The following is a 17,413-nucleotide window of genomic DNA, read 5'->3' as shown; positions in this document are numbered from 1 at the left end:
AGAGTCGAAGGTCCGGACGGGCGGGTGTGGTCAGCCGTCCTGTGCGCGGGCCAACGCCGCATCGAGCTGATTCTTGGGGATCTTACGCCGCCCGCGGCGGATCGTCGCGACCAGACCCACCACCAGCACGATGATGAGAGCGGAGCCGATCGCGATGGTCGCGGTGTTCTCCCAATCCGCGCGCACCCGCACGAGCAACTCGGTGTTCTGCGGCAGGACGTCGCCGTCGACGGTGAGGAGGCGGACGGTCGATCGGACATCCGCGTTCGCGAGGCCGCGTACCGGCACGTCGACGCTGCGCGCTTCGCCGGGTCCCAGGGTGACGATGTCGGACAGTTCGGTGTTGAGCTGGGGTGTGGGTGATTCGACGCGCAGTCGGACGCGGGCGGTGCGGTCCGTCGAATTGTCGACGCGCACCGGGATCATCGCCTGTTCGCCGGTGACGAGGAGGACGGACGAACCCGGCTCGGGGCGGACCCCGTCGGCCAGTCCACCGACCCAGCCGCTCGCTGAATCGGCGCAGCTGTCGATCCGTCCGCCGTCGACCACACCGGTGGAGGTGCAGGCGAGCAGGGCGCGTGCCATGTCCCGGCGTGTCCCGTCCGCGTCGACGAATGCGTCCGAGGCGTCCGCTCCGGATGCGTAGCGGGTCTGGAGACCCGCGAGGGCAGTCCGCGTGCCGTCCTGTCCGCCGCCTGGACTGCCCTGCTGGTCGCCTGCGCCTCCCGTGCCCGGACCGCCCGTGCCATCGCCCGCGGTGGTGGAGGGGTCGACGAGCGGTGCGCGCGCCACGGGTTCCGTGTCCAAGAGTGCGTCGAGCGATGTGTCGTCGATCCACGGTGCGTCGGCCACGTCGTGGGCGAAGTCGGTCAGTCCGCTGCCCGCCGCGGTGCGCGGGAGGGTGAGGAGCAGGGAGCGGGAGTCGAAGGGCCTCTCCGCCGTGATGGCGGCGGACAGCGCGAGGAACTGGCCGGGAGCGCTCGTCGTGGACGCGGACGTGTGTCCGGCGGCGGCCTCGGCGAGCCCCGAATCCGCAACGAGCGTCCTCAGCGTCGTCATCTCGTCCTCTGCGGCCGTGTCACCCGCAGTGCTGCCGCCGTCCACCGGGGAGTCACCGCTGTTGGAGGACACCCCGACGTGCGGACGGGCGCCGTCCGCCGCGATCGCGGAGTTCGCGGACGACGTGTACGACGTGAGGGCCGGCTGCTGGATGTCCGACAGGATGACGGTGTCTGCGCCGGTGTCCGCCATCGCGCCGAGGTCGTCGGTCCGGACCGTTCCGTCCGCCGGCCACAGCACCCCGGTCCGACCGCCCAGCAGGGACCCGACGATCTCCCGGTCTGCCAGCGCGGACTCAGCGAGGTCGCCCATGTCCGCATGCCACAGGGAGGTGAGGTGTGCGTCCGCCCAGGGCAGGGCCATGACGTCGTGGTCACCGCTCAGTTTCGTGAGGTCCTCGTACCACGCGGCGAGGTGAGGGTAGGTCTGCTGCGCGGACTCGCTGGGCGCTGTGGGCTGCTCGTCGGAGCCGTCCTCCGCCTCGCCCGCACTGTCGGGGGGCTCGTCCGTGGGCTGGACGTCCCCGCCCGGGCGGGGCGCATTCGCGTCCTCGGGCTCGTCCGCGGTCGCACGGTCATCGGGCGGATCCGCAGCGTCGGACGGTTCTGCGCCATCGGGTGAACCGGAACCGGCGGGCGCGCCGGCGTCGTCCGGAGCACCGGTTTCGGAAGGGGCATCCGTGTCCGCAGGGGGGCTCGGATCGTCCGACGCACTGTCGTCGGCCTCTGTTCCCTCGTCGGTTCCCGTGTCCGGCTCCGTGGGGACCTCCAGTGCGGCTCCGACGGAGGCGAGCAGCCGGGGGTCCACGGCGAGGACGGAGTCCGGCAGAGCGCGCGCACTCGCGGTGACCCGATGGAGCGCCCCCGAGTAGTCGCCCGTGGCGTCCGGATCCGCCGCCTGCTCCAGCAGGTCGGGATCGATGAAGGGGGCACCGCTGTCCGGAACCGCATCGAGAGTGACGGGGATGACGGTCGTGATCTCCGTCGGATCGATCCCGGGGTCCGGGTGCCAGACGGTGAACGCCGGTGCGGTCGTCTGCACAGTGCTGGCGTCGTCTGCGGACCCCGCGCCACTGCCGGCGGTGTCGTCCTCGCCACCGGCATCGGCGGTGGTGCCGTTCAGCGTCACGCCCAGGCCGTAAGCACCCCACGAGCTGACGGCGGACCCGCCGGGGCCGAACACGTCTGCGGGGATCGTGAAGCTGAATTCCACCTGGTCGCCGGGGGCGACGGAAGCCGGCAGGTTCGGCACCGCGAGGCTCGGGCCGTCGTCGGCGTCATCGGCACCGCTGGTGCCGTCAGCGGGCGGGTCTGCCGGTTCGTCGTCCGAGCTCGCGAGCAGAAGGGTCGATCGCTGCCGGTCGACCCACCGGTTCACGTCATCGCGCATCGACATCCGCGTCGACGATCGGACCACAGACACGCTGGCCGGGGCGAAATCGTCCGCAGTGGGGTTGACGATCCGACCGGTGACGGTGAGGGCTCCCTCCTGATCCAGCCACGGGGTCACCTCATCGAGGACGACGTGGGGTGAGGCGGTCGGGTCAGTGGTGGGGGCCTCGGCGGCGCTGTCCGGGGCGGGGGCGTCTGCCTGCTGCGCGACGGCCACCGGGCCGGACGCCCCCAGCTGCGCCCCCAGCGCCAGCACACACGCAGAGGCCCCCGCAGCCCACCGTGCGAGGAGGGAGCGGGGTGTGCGGGAGCGGGAAGCGCGCGACACGGAGGGAATCAGCGCCGGTCGGTCTGCAGGGTGGAGATGAGCGAGCGGGCGGCAGCGACGATGCGCCGCTCGTTCGCGAAGGACAGGGTCGCGCCCAGGCGGTCGAGCGGCACCCACGCCGCATCGATCGCTTCATGGTCCGGGTCGTTCTCCACCGTGATCGAGCCGCCGGTGGCGCGCAGCAGGAAGTGGTGGACGACCTTGTGGATGCGGTTCCCGGACACGGAGAACCAGTAGTCGACGGACCCCAGCGGTGCGATGACGCTGCCGATGATGCCGGTCTCCTCCGCGATCTCACGGCGGGCGGCCTCAGCCGATGTCTCCCCTCCCTCGAGGTGGCCCTTCGGCAGACACCACTCGAGTCGTCCGGCGCGGTTGATGCGGGCGATGATCGCGACATTGAGGGAGGGAGAGTCGAAGTCCACGACGATGCCGCCGGCGGAGGTCTCCTCCGTCGTGGAGGAGCGCACCGGGAACGGCCCCGGTTTCGGCATCCTCGGCGTGGGCATGGGTCGTGACATGCCCACACTCTAACGAAGCGCTCTGGATAACCGCTGATGCCACGGTGGGCGCACGACGCGACCGAGCCGCTGATCAGGTCGGCTTGACCCTCACACGGTGTGAGGGACTTCTCTGGTGATCAGACGGTGATCGGATGATGGGGAGTCGGAAGATGCGGGACGAGCAGAGCGCGGCACGGGAAGACCTGCCCGGACAGTCGCGGCTCATCGCGCTCGCCGCCACGGATCCGTCGGCGCGACTGCGGGCTGCCCTGGATGCCGGTACTCGGCCGGATCCGGACGCGGTGGCGCTGCTGGTCGACCGATGCGCGGTGGAGCCAGACTTCTTCGTCCGCGACATGCTCACGTGGGCGCTCACCCGGCACCAGGCGGCCGCGACGGTGCCGCTGCTCCTCGACGCGCTGGGTTCGGCGGTGCCGCAGGCGCGCAGCCAGGCGCTCCACACCCTGTCGAAGATCGGTGATCCTGCGGCGTGGTCCCACCTGTCGGAAGCGCTGCTGTGCGATGAGGACGACGAGGCGGCGCGGGCTGCCTGGCGTGCCGCTGTCGTCCTCGTGCCCGACGCCGCCGAGCCGTGGCTGGCCGACGTCCTCACGACACAGCTGGGTCGCGGTGATGCAGAGGTGCAGAAGAGCCTCAGCCGCGCGCTGGTCGCCCTGGACGACGCCGCGGAGGCACCACTCACCCGCGCGGCCGCCTCACCGCACGTATCCGTGCGGGTCCACGCCGAGGCCACCCGGCGGCTCCTCGAGGACCCGGACGCCGGCTTCGCGGGTGTGATCGAGGAGGCGAAGCGCGTCGTCGCGCTGGGAGCGCTCGGTCTCGACGGATGATTCGGACGGATGAGAGGAGCGGTGCCTCAAGGTCGTACCCGTCGAAGAACGGGACGCGCGGGTTGGGATGTCCCGGATCTGCAGCACGAAGGGGGCGTGGTCGATGAGTCCAGAAGCCGCGCGTGCACACACTCTTTCAACGAATCATTGACAACGTTATGTTGATTGTGGAGGGTGGGGGCATGGAACGCAAGCACGAGTCCGAACGGACAGGTGTCGACCGGGTAGGCGCTGACCGGGCAACAGCCGACCGGGCGACAGCTGATCGAGCGGGTGCCGCCCAGGAGAGCACGGCAGCGCAGCAGCTGCGTGCCGCCGGAGCAGAGGGTCTGTCGCCCCGTCCTTGGCGGCCCGCACCCGCCCCGCCGTCCGCCGTCGACCTCGCCCACTTCGCGCTGTGGCGCGCCGCGCAGGAAGCGAGTGGTCAGGACGCCGGCACCCTGCTGAACGGCCTCGCCCTGCTGTCCGCAGCGCGCGCGGAGGTCGATGGCCTGGAGGCGGGCCTCCTCTTCTCCGCTCGCGGTGCGGGCCTCACGTGGGCGCAGATCGCGGACGCGATGGGATTCCGCTCCCCTCAGGCCTGCCAGCAGCACTTCACCCGGCTCACCGGCCGAGTGGGAGGACGGTCATGACGGCCTCTCCCGAACCGCTGAGGCTCCTCCACGCCGTGCGCCTGCTGGGGTTCGCCGGCACCGACGAGATCGCGGAGCGAGCAGATGCGACCAGGGACGCGACGTCGACCTTCCTCCACGGGGCGGAAGGGGACGGCCTCCTCCAGCACGTCGCCTTCGCGCATGCGGCGGGGTGGACGCTCACGGACGCCGGGAAGGAGGAGAACGAGCGCCAGCTGTCGGATGAGCTCCGCATCGCGGATCCCCACGGCGTCGTCCCCGCTGTCCACTGGGACTTCCGTCCCCTCAACGCACGGCTGCTGCGCGCGGTGACCGACTGGCAGATCCTCCCCGGGACGGATGGGCGTCTCACGACGAATGATCACAGCGACCTCGTCCGGGATGCGCGGATCCTCGACGAACTCGAGGACCTCAGCCGCGCACTCGCTCCCCTCATCACGCGGCTCACCGCCGTCCTCCCGCGATTCGGCGGGTACGACGAACGCTTCGACGCTGCTGTCGTCCGTGCGCGTGCAGGAGCGCCGGAGTGGGTCGACCGGACGTCCCTCGACTCCTGCCACCGCGTGTGGTTCCAGCTGTACGAGGATCTCCTGGCGACCCTCGGCATCGAACGCGGCGAGGTAGAGGCTGATGTCGGCGACGGAGCCGGTGGCGAGGAGGAACCGCGTGCGGATCGGTGAGGTGTCGCGGCGCTCCGGCGTGAGTGTGCGGATGCTGCGCCACTACGATGCGCTGGGCCTTGTGAGCCCCAGCGAGCGGACCGCCGCGGGATACCGCGAGTACGCGGATGCGGACCTCCGGCGGATCCTCCATGTGGAGGCGCTGCGATCCCTCGGGATGAGCCTCGCCGAGGCGGGTGATGCACTCAGCGGGTCCGTGCACGGCGCGTTCGGGCCGTCGCCCACCCTGGACGCTCTCATCGAGCGGACACGCTCCCGTATCGTGGCCGAGCAGGAGCTCCTCACTCGCCTCGAGCACACCCGCGCACGCTCGCCCGACGACTGGGAGGACGTCCTCATCACGATCGCGCTTCTGCGCGCCGTCCGCTCGGACGACCCTCGGACGCGTCACGATGCCGCACTCACCCCGGACGCGCTGCCCGCCGCCGCCTTCGCCGAGGCCGCACTCACCGAAGACGAGCTCAACGTCGCCGGAGCACTGCGATGGGCTGCCGGACACGCTGCGGGAAGCGCGAGCGCGGTCGTCGCTGCCGCCGCGGAGGCGCTCAGTGCGGACGATCCTGCCGTCCGCCTGCGAGCGGTCGCGCTCCTGGGTGATCTCGAGGAGCCCGAGGCGGCTGTCCTCCTCGCCTCCGTCCTCACCGACGACAACGCCGAGGTCCGGGCCCGCGTCGCTCTCACCCTCGCCTCCCAGTGGAGGGAGGGTTCTCCAGCCGCGTCGCGGGACGGCGCCACCGACGCCCACCCGATCTCGGGCCCCCGTCTGACCACCGACTCCCACGTGCTTTCCGCGGCACTTCTGCGCGACGTCCTCGTGCAGATGGTGGTCGACGGGACGAAGGACGTGGAGGCGGCGGAAGCACTCGCCCGGCTCACAGTGGAAGGGGGACGTGCCACGGCCCAGGAACGGGCTGCTGACCGAGAACGGACAGCTGACCGAGGACGGTTTGCGGCCCGGGGACGGTTTGCGGCCCGGGGACGGGCTGCGGAGGGGAACCGGACAGCGGATGCCGCTGCGGCCTCGGCGGCGGTCGATGCGATCCTCGACCGGCTCCGGGACCCGTCGACACCATCGGCGGGCCGCGTGCGCCTCGTGCAGGCGCTGGGTGAGCAACCGGACGCGGTGGTCCAGGCAGTCGTGGCACCATTCACTGACGACGAGGACCCGGACGTCGCCCGCATCGCGACCTACCTCGCACACCGCGCTGCCGAGCAGCCACCGACCTGACCGCCGACACCTGACCGCCGACACCCTGCACCTCCGGTTGCCGGCGTCCGCACCGCGCAGACCACCGCGCCCCGGACAGGCTCATCCGGCGGTGCCACACGGTGCCCGCGCGGTAGGCTTGTGCGCGCTCCGACCAGAGCCGCATCGTGACCGACCAGAGAGCACCAGGAGGAGACCGCGTGGACGCAGCACAGGCGCACGCGAGGATGTTCGAGGCCCTCGACGGGCTGGCACACATCCTCGACCCGCTGGCGGAGAGGTTCGCCGCCCGCGGCTTCGAGTTCGCCCTGGTGGGCGGCTCCGTCCGCGACGCGCTGCTGGGCCGCGACATGCCCGACCTCGACTTCACGACGGACGCGCGGCCGGACGACATCCTCGCCGTCATCAAGGGATGGGCGGACGCGCACTGGGACATCGGCAAGCGGTTCGGGACGATCGGCCTGCGCAAGGGCGACCGCCTCATCGAGATCACCACGTACCGTGCGGAGCAGTACGACCCGGACTCGCGGAAGCCGGTCGTCGCTTTCGGCGACACCCTCGACGCGGACCTCGTCCGGCGCGACTTCACGATCGGCGCGATGGCCGTCCGCCTCCCCGGCCGGGTGTTCGTCGACCCGCACGGAGGTCTGGGTGACCTCGCCGCCGGCCTCATCCGCACCCCCGGCACGCCGGAGGACTCCTTCTCCGACGACCCGCTGCGCATGATGCGCGGCGCCCGCTTCTCCTCCCAGCTGGACTTCGCGGTCGCCCCCGAAGTCCGCGACGCCATGACGCGCATGAGCGAGCGGATCGACATCATCTCCGCCGAACGCGTCCGCGAGGAACTCGTCAAGCTCGTCACCGGGAAGCGCCCGCGGACCGGCATCGAACTGCTCGTCGACACCGGGATCTGCGAACGCGTCCTCCCCGAATTCGCCGCGCTGCGAGACCAGCAGGACGAGCACAACCGGCACAAGGACGTGTACGAGCACTCCCTCACCGTCCTCGACCAGGCCGTCGCACTCGAGCCGGCCTACGCCGCGGACGGTCCCGCGCCCTTCACCTCCCCGGACTTCATCGTCCGGTTCGCCGCGCTCCTCCACGACATCGGGAAGCCGAAGACCCGGCGCTTCGACGAGAACGGCGGGGTGACGTTCCACCACCACGACGTGGTCGGTGCGAAGCTCACCGCGAAGCGGATGAAGGCGCTCACGTTCGACAAGGACACGACGAAGAAGGTCGCGAAGCTCGTGGAACTGCACCTCAGGTTCTACGGCTACGGGGACGCCGGCTGGTCGGATTCCGCGGTGCGCCGGTACGTGACCGACGCCGGTGACCAGCTCACCCGCCTCCACATCCTCACGCGCTCCGACGTGACGACCCGCAACAGGCGCAAGGCGCAGCGGCTGGCACGGAACTACGACGACCTCGAACGCAGGATCGCAGCGCTCGCGGAACAGGAGAAGCTCGACGCGATCCGTCCGGAGCTGGACGGGCAGCAGATCATGGAGATCCTGGGCATCCCACCCGGCCCGCTGGTGGGCCGGGCATACCGCCACTTGCTGGACATCCGGATGGAAGACGGCGTCATCGGACCCGAGGAAGCGGAGCGCCGTCTGCGCGACTGGTACTCCGACCAGGGGTGATACCGCGGCTGATACATTTGCGAAGACGTCGTGCGAACAACCCGCACATGGCGGACCAAGGATTCGAAGGAGAACTCATGGCCACTGTCCAGTCCGGTGACAGCAGTACGCAGGAGACCGGAGCAGCGCAGACCGTCACGGAGCAGTTTCGTGCCGTCCGTGACTCCCTCCTCACACACCGGCTGGACATCGAGGCCGCACGCAGCGCTTTCGAGTGGCCGCAGTTCGAGCACTTCAACTTCGCCACCGACTGGTTCGACCCCCTCGCCCAGGGCAACGACGATCCTGCTCTCTGGATCATCGAGGGCGACGGCAGCGAGCAGACGTGGTCGTTCGACCAGCTGCGCCGCCGGTCCAACCAGGTCGGCAACCTCCTGCGGAAGGCCGGTGTGCGCCGGGGCAGCCGCGTCATGGTGATGCTGGGCAACCGCGTGGAGCTGTGGGAGACGATGCTCGCAGGGATCCGCCTGGGTGCGGTCCTGCTGCCCACCACCGTGCAGCTGGGCCCGAAGGACCTCGAGGACCGCGCCGTCCGCGGTGAAGCCGACTTCGTCGTCGCCGCAGCCGAGGACGCCGCGAAGTTCGACGACGTGGACCGGCAGGTCACGCGCATCGTCATCGATGCGCCCGCAGAAGGAGTCGGCGAGGGCTCGGTGTCCTACGCGGACGCGGCGGAAGAATCCGAGGACTTCACAGTCGACGCTCCCACTCGCGCGGACGAGCTGCTCCTCCTCTACTTCACCTCCGGCACCACGTCGAAGGCGAAGATGGTCGCCCACAGCCACGCCTCGTACCCGGTGGGCCACCTGTCCACCATGTACTGGATGGGTCTGGAGCCCGGCGACCGCCACCTCAACATCGCGTCCCCCGGCTGGGCGAAGCACGCGTGGTCGAACTTCTTCACCCCGTGGATCGCCGGCGCCTGCGTCGTCATCGTCAACTACGCGCGCTTCGACGCCGCACAGCTCATGAGCGTCATGGACCGCGTGGGCGTCACGAGCTTCTGCGCACCGCCCACCGTCTGGCGCATGCTCATCCAGGCCGACCTGTCGAAGCTCGCGAGTCCGCCGCAGAAGGCGCTGGGTGCGGGTGAGCCGCTCAACCCGGAGGTCATCGCGATCGTCGAACGCGAATGGGGCGTCTCCATCCGCGACGGCTTCGGTCAGACGGAGACCACACTGCAGATCGGCAACCCGCCCGGCCATCAGATGAAGCCGGGAGCCATGGGTGTCGCGATGCCGGGATTCGACCCGGTCCTCATCGACCCGGCCACCGGCGAGGAGACCGTGGAGGGAGAGATCTGCCTCCGCATGGACCCCCGCCCCCTGGCCCTCATGAGCGGCTACTGGGGCGACGAGGCACGGACCGACGACGCGTTCATGAACGGCGTCTACCATACGGGTGACGTCGCGACGAAGGACGACGACGGCGTCTACACGTACGTGGGCCGTGCCGACGACGTGTTCAAGGCCAGCGACTACCGGCTGTCCCCGTTCGAGCTGGAGAGCGTCCTCATCGAGCACGAGGCCGTGGCGGAAGCCGCTGTCGTGCCCTCGCCGGACCCGGTGCGGCTCGCGGTGCCCAAGGCGTACGTCGTCCTGCGAGGCGGCTTCGAGCCGAACGCGGAGACCGCCGAGGACATCCTCCGGTTCTGCCGTGAGAACCTCGCCCCCTACAAGCGGATCCGGCGCATCGAGTTCTCCGACCTGCCGAAGACGATCTCCGGAAAGATCCGACGGGTCGAGCTGCGCGCCCGCGAACGTGAGCTGCACGGCGAGGCGGGCGGCATCCCCGCACCCGACGCCGTGGTGGGTGCGGGCGGGGCCCGGACCGCGGCCTCGGCGACGGATGCGAAGGGCCCGGGGGCGGAAGGCACACGGATCCTCGAGTGGGCGGACACGGACTTCCCGTCACTCAAGGGGTGACGGGGAACTCGTCGACGTTCAGCCTCCTACCATGAACGCATGGTTGAATCGACGGGTTGTCTGCACGGTGCGCGTGTCGTCGGCTGTTGGAGTGAACCTCTGACGGCAGGGTCCGCGCGTGTGGCGACCTGTCCCACACCTCGACAGCGGAGGACTCCGTGACCCCATCCGAAACTCCCCGGCACGCCGGTTCGCAGGGCCGTCATCGCAGCGGCGGCACCGCCGCGAAATCCGGCGCTGCCGCAGGCGCAGGCGGTGCCAAGGGGGGTCTGTTCGCGCGGATGTCGCGCTGGGCGGGCTACCCCCGCCCCGGGAAGACCGGATGGCGCCGGTGGGTCCCCGCATTCCGCCACTGGGCTGTCGCGGTGCTGCTGTTCGTCGCGCTGGGGCTGGGAGCCTTCGGCATCGGCTACGCGGTCACCGACATCCCGGAACCCAACGCGGAGGCGTCAGGACAGACCTCGACCGTCTACTACAACGACGGGGAGACGGAGCTCGGGTCGTACTCCGCGGAGGATCGCACCAACGTGTCGATCGACGAGATCTCCGAATCGATGCAGCACGCCGCGGTCGCGGCGGAGGACCAGTCGTTCTACGAGAACCGCGGCATCTCCTTCAAGGGACTGAGCCGCGCGGTGTGGGGCGTCGTCACCGACGACTACGCGGGCGGCGGGTCGACGATCACCCAGCAGTACGTGAAGAACTTCTACCTGACGAACGAGCGCTCCATCGACCGCAAGGTCCGGGAGATGTTCATCTCGCTCAAGATCGACCAGGAGCTCACGAAGGACGAAGTCCTCGCGAACTATCTCAACACGATCTACCTGGGCCGCCAGAGCTACGGCATCGAGGTGGCGGCCAACAACTACTTCGACAAGCCGGCGAGCGAACTCGATGTGCCCGAGAGCGCCCTGCTGGCCGCGATGATCCAGCGACCCGGTGCCGCGGACCCCGCGGATGACCCGGACACGTACGAGGACCGGTTCCGGTACGTGCTGCGCAGCATGGTGAAGCTGGGCTACCTCACCGAGGACGAAGCGGCGTCGACGGAGATGCCGGAGGTCAACTCGAAGCCCGAGGACAACCAGTACAAGGGCCAGAACGGGTACCTGCTGTCGACAGTCCTGTCTGAGCTGAAGTCGATCGGGTACACCGAGGACCAGCTGAATCGCGGCGGCTACGACATCGTGTCGACCTTCGACGAAGGCGCGATGGAGGTCGCGGTGGAGACGGTCGAGGCGCTGCCGGAGATGAAGGACGGCATGCACGTGGGACTGTCGTCGGTGGATCCCGCCACCGGCGGTGTCGTCGCGATCTACGGCGGGAAGGACTATCTAGAGCGCGCGCAGAACTCCGCGACCCAGGACACGGCGCAGGCGGGGTCGACCTTCAAGGTGTTCACCCTGGTGGCCGGTCTGGAGAACGGCTATCGGCTGACGGATCATTTCACCGGGACGAGCGGCACGACGTTCAACTACGACGGCACCCCCTGGGTCGTCCGCAACTACGGCGGTTCGAACTATGGACCGGTGAGCCTGCTGAAGGCGACGCAGTCGTCGATCAACACGGCGTACGCGCAGCTGAACATCGAAGTGGGCCCGGAGAAGACGGTGGACGTGGCGAAGCGCGCCGGCTTCCCCGACGACACGGTGGGGCTGGAGAACAACGCGTCGAACGTGCTGGGCACCTCGAGCCCCACTGTCACGCAGATGGCGGGAGCGTTCGCGACGTTCGCGGAGGAGGGCGTGCACCACCAGGTCCACTTCGTCGACAAGGTCACCGACGCGGAAGACACGGTCGTGCACGAAGCCGACCCTGAGGGTGACGAGGCGTTCGACCCGGCGGTCGCCGCGGAGACGTCCTACGCCCTGCGCAACGTCGTGACCGGCGGGTCCGGCTCCTACGCGAACAATCTGGGTCGCCCTGCGGCGGGCAAGACGGGTACGTCGCAGAACGCGTACTCCGCATGGTTCGCCGGCTACACCCCCAACCTGGCGACCGCGGTGTCGATCTTCCGCGCCGACGAGGAGGGCAACCCGATCGAGATCGGTCCCTATGGCGGCCGGGGTGAGATCACCGGTGGTTCGTACCCGACGATGGTGTGGACCGACTACATGCGCGGTGCGGTCGAGGCGATGGACCTGCCGGTCGAGCAGTTCCCCGAACGTGGCGAGCTGCCACAGGTCGACAAGCCGAACAACGATTCCGGCGTGCCGGAGCAGGCACCCGCTCCTCCCCGTCGCGACAACTCCGGTGATTCCGGTGGCGGGTCCGGTGGCAATTCGTCGGATGAGGACTCCGACTCCGGCGACGACGCACGCGAAGAGGAACCTCCGGAGGAAGAGGAAGACGACTCCGGCGGTATCGAGCCTCCAGGTGACGATGACAACGAGGACAACGACAACGGCGGCGACTCCGGTGGCGGCGGAAACGGTGACGGCGGTGACGGCGGCGACTCCGGTGGCGGCGGAAACGGTGACGGCGGCGATGGCGGCGACTCCGGTGGCGGCGGAAACGGTGACGGCGGCGACTCCGGTGGCGGCGGTGACGGCGGCGGCGACTCGGGTAACAATTCCGAGGACTGACGCCTGAGCGTCCAGCCCGTGGAGATGCGGTCCGAGGGTGGTTCATCCACCCCCGGGCCGCATCTTGTCGTCTGAGGAGAACGCACCCCCGGCCGGACTCCCCACAGCCGCCTGCAGGCACCTGCTCGCAGGGCCCCGTCGCATAGGCTGAGCACCATGGAAAGGACCTCCGAAAGCAGACCGCGCCCGGTGTCGCCCGCAGACGTCGCCTCACCGCTGCGGGGAGGCGAGGGGGCGCGGTTCGCACGCCCCGATCGCCGCACCTTCGCGAGCATCGGCTGGGTGCTCATGGGCCTGCTGGGTGTGTCCGTCGTCATCGGTGTGCTGCTGCAGGTGCCGTGCCAGACCGGCGGGTACGAACTGCCGCGCGCCGGCTTCCGCATGTGCCAGTCGCCCGTGGCGCTGGCGATGACCGGTGACACGCTGCCGGACTCCGCAGGCCGCATCACCTCAGGCCTCTCCGGCTTCGCGCCGCTCACCTACTGGTTCGTCGTCCTCATGTCCGGCATGGGCGCAACAGCAGCCGAGGCGATGGGTCTCCTCCTCGTCCTCAACACCCTCGCCTTCGCAGCGATGGGCACGGGTGTCATCGCACTCGCCCGAGCGATCGGCTTCGGCTCCCCCCGCCCCCGCGCGGTGAGCCTGTCGTGGGTCGCCGTCGCCTTAGTGTCGCCGGTCGTCGTCTTCAGCATCGGCCAGTCCCTGGACCCGGTGGGCGTGGCGCTGGCGGTGTGGGCGTGTGTGCTGCTGAGCGGCGACCGTTCGACGGCGGCGCTGCTGTCTGCAGGCGGCATGCTCGCCACCGCCGCGTTCGCGGGACCACTGGCTCTCATCGTGCTGGTGGGCGTGCTCATCGGTGCCGCACGGGACCGGGGCCACGCCGTCCTGGTCCTCGCCGGGTTCGCCCTCACGACGGGCGTGCTCACGCTGGCGGACGGTCGGCTCCCCTCGCGTCTCACCGTGTGGTTGGACGACGCGGTGGACCGCGGGTCGATCGCGTCCGTCGTCCTCACACAGAATTGGGGGGACGAGCCCACCTTCGCAACAGGGCTGCTGGTCGTGTGGACCCTGGGCATCGTCGCGATCGCCGCGATGGCGACGTCGACGATGATGCTCAAACCCACTGTCGCCGAGGCCGTGGACCAGGACGCCGTCTCCGGCGGCTCTGCGGATCCCTCCTCATCTGAGAGCCCTGTCGCGGTGCTCCGGCGGTTGGAGAGAGCCGATGGCGTCGCCCATCTGCGCCAGATGGTGCTCACGATCGCGGCGCTCCTTGCGCTGTCCGTCGTGCTGGCACCCAGCTCTTCGACCTCGATGTCGCTGTGGCTGCTGCCGTTCGCCGCACTCGCGGTGCGGCAGCTGCCCGTCATGGGGCTGTGGTTCTTCGCGGAGCTGGGCTTTGCGATCGCGGTGCCGCTGACCGATGTCGCAGAACTCGACTCGTCGATCGGTTTGGCACCGACGTGGATGGGCCTGCTGACCCTGCTGCGATTCTTCTCCCTCACCCTCGTCATGGCCTTCGCACTCGATGAACTGTTCCGGACGGGCCGCCGCCGTGCGGCACGCCGGGAGAAGACACTGCACGACGCGGAGGCGTAAGCGCGTCCGGTCGCCGACGCCACTGGCGCGAGACCGCTTTGACCGCTCACGCGGGTGCGGGACGCTGCGCGGACCCGGCACTGCAGTGAATGAATGCACGGAGGGCGGGAGAGTCGAAACTCTCCCGCCCTCCGTGTGCCGCCTGGCGGTCAGCGGATGCTGTCACTCATCGACAGCCCCACCGTGGCCGTCAGCCCTGCAGCTTGCGTCGGCGTGCGAGGAACAGCAGTGCGCCGCCTCCTGCGGTGAGCAGCGCGCCGAGACCTGCTGCGAAACCGACGTTCGTGCCCGTGCGCGGGAGATCCTCGCCCGGCTTCGGGTCATCCGACGGTGCCGGAGACGGCTTGTCCGTGGGCTCCGTCGTCGGATCGGCCGGCGGCTCAGTCGTCGGATCCGTCGTGGGGTCCGGCGTGGCCGCAGGCTCCTCGACGACGACGGTCACCGTCGCGACGTTGGAATCCTCCGCGCCGTCGTTGGCCTGGAACGTGAACGTCTCCTCACCGAGGAAACCCTCTTCCGGGGTGTACGTGAGGTCCGGGGCGTCACCGCTGAGTGCGCCGGTCTCCGGACCGTCGACCACGGTGTACGTCAGCTCGTCGCCTTCGGAATCCGTCGCGGTGAGCGGGGTGTCCACGGGGGTGTCGACCGGTGTGGTGAACACCGCGTCCTCGGCGACTGGCGGGTTGTTCGCCTGGAAGGACCCGGTTCCGATGACGACAGCGGAGTCGTAGGACCAGTCCGCGGTGTCCGCGATCGCGAGCTTCACGTGGTTCGACTCACCGGCATTCACGTTGGCCACGCAGGTGAGCGGGACGGTGAACCCGTCGAGCTCCGTGTCGAAGGGGTGTCCGGCCACCATGTCGTTGTCGTTGTAGAGGGCCGGGTTCAGGTCGTTGTTGATCGTGTTGACCGTGACCGGCGCTTCGCCGTCGCCCGTGTCGACGACCGCGCAGTTCTCACCGTTGACGAAGAACGCGAACACGTCGTTGAAGCTCGAGTCGACGAACTCGTTGTACTCCTCGGACCCGAAGACGTACGTGAAGGTGAGCTGATCCGTGTCCGGCACGAAGTCGAATTCGAGGACGCTCGCGTCGTTCGTGCTCTCCGGCGACACGATCTCGTCGAGATCGGCGTCCCCCGGTGTGTCGAAGTTCGACGTGGTCGAGCTGCTGTCGTTCGGTCCGAGGATCGCAGAGGGCCCGCGGTCGCTCCCGGCGACACTGCCGGAGGACAGGGCGACCCCGGACTCCAGTCCGATGGCACTCATGCCGCTGACGGTGCCCGCAGCCTCATCGGCACCCGTGTAGGTGACGTTGCTGTACTCGATGCCCGAGCCCACGAGCGACGCGACGAGGTCTTCGGCAGTCAGGTCCTCTGTGAGGTCAGTGGCTGACTGGCCGGCGGAATAGGTCTTGCTGCCGGTCGCAGATGCTGCGGCGGCGGCCTCTCGGTCGGCCGTCGTGGGCGACGCGAGGGCCGTGGTGGGACCGACGCACGCGAGTGCGAGAGCCGATGCTGCTGTGAGCGCACCGAGCCGTGTGGGGGATGTGATCACTCTCAACTCCAGAAACGAAACCTTGGGAAGGCGAAAATGGACACTGTGAGTCTCGCATGAAAAGTCACTGGCTGGTAGTTGGCTGAGAGTCTTGGAGGCCCGGCATGATGCGGAACGGAGCGCTTGGGAGTGTTCGAGGCCGTTCATACCGCGGTCAGCGCCGCATGGTCGAACAAGGAGCGTTGTTTCAGGAAATGGTGACGATCTGTGACGACATGAGATACGGGCCAGTAGGGGTGTTGCGGGTGTGCCGCTACTGCGCGTTCGGACGTCTGATCGCCAGGACCTCGCCCAGCGTGCCCCATTCGTTCCGACCCAGACGGGTGAGCGGGTCCAGATCAGATGCGGACGGAAGCGATCGCCCTCGCGCATCGGTGCGGAGGGTGTGCGTGTTCACTGCGACGTGGACCACCCGGCCCAGGACCATGAAGTTGCCTCCGACCGGGATGATCCGCTCGACGGTGCACTCCATGACGGCGGGAGACGAAGCGACGCGCGGCGCGGTGACGACTGCGGAGGGCTCCTCGGCGACCCCGGCCGCCGCGAACTCGCTCACGTCCGGATCGTAGGGTGCTGACGTCTGGTTGGCGTCCTCGAACTGGGGTCGGGAGACGAGCGAGACCGTGAACTCGCCAGTGGCCTCGGCGTTGTTGAGGGAGTCCTTGCGTGTGGTCGACGAGAACATGACGACCGGCGGTTCCTCTGACACCATGGTGAAGAACGAGTGCGGCGCGAGATTCGCGACGCCGGAGGCGTCAACGGTGCCCACCCACGCGATGGGGCGCGGGATGAGGATCGACTTCACGAGCAGGGTGGTCTCGCGGTCACCCAGGGCGACTGGGTCGAACTCCGTGCGCTGTGCGTCCATGCCACCAGTCTGTCAGCTGTTGAGACGCGAGCATACGACTCAGTCCAGCGCCGCGTCCCTCGGTCTCGCCCATGCGGTACACTCGAACGGCTGTCCTGTGCGCCCCTGTGCGCAGAACCACTGGACAGCGCAACGCAATTACCCTCCTGCCACGGATGGACCGTGGCCGCTGAGACCAGAGGAGGTGGGTGACACATGCGTAAGTACGAGCTCATGCTCATCCTCGATCCAGAATTGGACGAGCGCTCTGTGAGCACCACTGTCGAGAAGCTCATCAAGGTCGTGCCCGCACAGGGTGGGACCGTCGACAACGTGGATGTCTGGGGCCGTCGCCGCTTCGCGTACGAGATCAACAAGAAGTCGGAAGGCTTCTACGTGGTGATCGATCTGAACGCGCAGCCCGACACCGTGAAGGAACTCGATCGCCAGCTCGGACTCAACGAGTCCGTCCTGCGCACGAAGATCATGCGCCCCGACACCAAGTGATCGCATCCGCGATCTGATCCCACGGTGAAGGTCCGCACGGATCTTCAACCCCATTCACATCCATCCACTCGAGCCGCAGCGAAGACCTGCGCAGCAGA

The 17,413-nt window shown here is 69.0% G+C and carries 13 protein-coding genes; 9 read left to right on the top strand and 4 right to left on the bottom strand.

Annotated features, from left to right (window positions below):
• Positions 1–30 precede the first annotated feature (30 nt).
• Both JFC09_RS01450 and JFC09_RS01445 read right to left on the bottom strand, forming a co-directional pair.
• Complete coding sequence (locus JFC09_RS01450; RefSeq protein WP_198392203.1) at positions 31–2,778, bottom strand: DUF6049 family protein; 2,748 nt, start codon at positions 2,776–2,778, stop codon at positions 31–33.
• Between the two features lie 8 nt (positions 2,779–2,786).
• Positions 2,787–3,299 (bottom strand): NUDIX hydrolase, encoded by a 513-nt coding sequence (locus JFC09_RS01445; RefSeq protein WP_408610934.1) that lies wholly within the window; start codon positions 3,297–3,299, stop codon positions 2,787–2,789.
• Between the two features lie 152 nt (positions 3,300–3,451).
• Between JFC09_RS01445 and JFC09_RS01440 the strand changes: the two genes are divergently transcribed.
• The 8 genes from JFC09_RS01440 to JFC09_RS01405 all read left to right on the top strand — a co-directional run bounded on the left by JFC09_RS01440 (position 3,452) and on the right by JFC09_RS01405 (position 14,406).
• The gene (locus JFC09_RS01440; protein ID WP_198392202.1) at positions 3,452–4,132 is read left to right on the top strand and encodes a HEAT repeat domain-containing protein; all 681 of its coding nucleotides are present in this window, start codon (positions 3,452–3,454) and stop codon (positions 4,130–4,132) included.
• A 182-nt stretch (positions 4,133–4,314) separates the two neighbouring features.
• Complete coding sequence (locus JFC09_RS01435) at positions 4,315–4,764, top strand: SANT/Myb-like DNA-binding domain-containing protein (RefSeq protein ID WP_198392201.1); 450 nt, start codon at positions 4,315–4,317, stop codon at positions 4,762–4,764.
• Entirely contained in the window at positions 4,761–5,444 is a 684-nt protein-coding gene (locus tag JFC09_RS01430; protein ID WP_198392200.1) for a transcriptional regulator, read from the top strand. The genes JFC09_RS01435 and JFC09_RS01430 overlap by 4 nt, the downstream gene beginning before the upstream one ends.
• Positions 5,431–6,672, top strand: coding sequence for a MerR family transcriptional regulator (locus tag JFC09_RS01425; RefSeq protein ID WP_198392199.1), 1,242 nt, complete (start codon positions 5,431–5,433; stop codon positions 6,670–6,672). The genes JFC09_RS01430 and JFC09_RS01425 overlap by 14 nt, the downstream gene beginning before the upstream one ends.
• A gap of 179 nt (positions 6,673–6,851) precedes the next feature.
• Complete coding sequence (locus JFC09_RS01420; protein ID WP_332839604.1) at positions 6,852–8,297, top strand: CCA tRNA nucleotidyltransferase; 1,446 nt, start codon at positions 6,852–6,854, stop codon at positions 8,295–8,297.
• Positions 8,298–8,374: 77 nt separating this feature from the next.
• Complete coding sequence (locus JFC09_RS01415) at positions 8,375–10,222, top strand: AMP-binding protein (protein WP_198392198.1); 1,848 nt, start codon at positions 8,375–8,377, stop codon at positions 10,220–10,222.
• A gap of 158 nt (positions 10,223–10,380) precedes the next feature.
• Entirely contained in the window at positions 10,381–12,807 is a 2,427-nt protein-coding gene (locus tag JFC09_RS01410) for a transglycosylase domain-containing protein (RefSeq protein WP_332839603.1), read from the top strand.
• Between the two features lie 156 nt (positions 12,808–12,963).
• On the top strand, positions 12,964–14,406 hold the full coding sequence (locus JFC09_RS01405) for a hypothetical protein (protein ID WP_198392197.1): 1,443 nt from the start codon (positions 12,964–12,966) through the stop codon (positions 14,404–14,406).
• Between the two features lie 190 nt (positions 14,407–14,596).
• On the opposite strand, the gene JFC09_RS01400 is transcribed toward JFC09_RS01405, so the two are convergent.
• Both JFC09_RS01400 and JFC09_RS01395 read right to left on the bottom strand, forming a co-directional pair.
• Complete coding sequence (locus JFC09_RS01400; RefSeq protein ID WP_198392196.1) at positions 14,597–15,961, bottom strand: choice-of-anchor L domain-containing protein; 1,365 nt, start codon at positions 15,959–15,961, stop codon at positions 14,597–14,599.
• Positions 15,962–16,214: 253 nt separating this feature from the next.
• Positions 16,215–16,829: a flavin reductase family protein gene (locus tag JFC09_RS01395; RefSeq protein WP_198392195.1), complete on the bottom strand. Its 615-nt coding sequence runs from the start codon at positions 16,827–16,829 to the stop codon at positions 16,215–16,217.
• 195 nt (positions 16,830–17,024) lie between these two features.
• Between JFC09_RS01395 and rpsF the strand changes: the two genes are divergently transcribed.
• Positions 17,025–17,315 carry a 30S ribosomal protein S6 gene (rpsF, locus tag JFC09_RS01390; protein ID WP_198392194.1) on the top strand — a complete coding sequence of 97 codons (291 nt, stop codon included), beginning with the start codon at positions 17,025–17,027 and terminating at the stop codon, positions 17,313–17,315.
• The last annotated feature ends 98 nt before the right edge of the window (positions 17,316–17,413 follow it).

Origin of the sequence: Brevibacterium yomogidense (assembly GCF_016107685.1) — a bacterium.
Lineage (GTDB): Bacteria > Actinomycetota > Actinomycetes > Actinomycetales > Brevibacteriaceae > Brevibacterium > Brevibacterium yomogidense.
The sequence above is the reverse complement of the archived record's forward strand: the minus strand, read 5'-3'. Positions and strand labels throughout refer to the sequence as shown.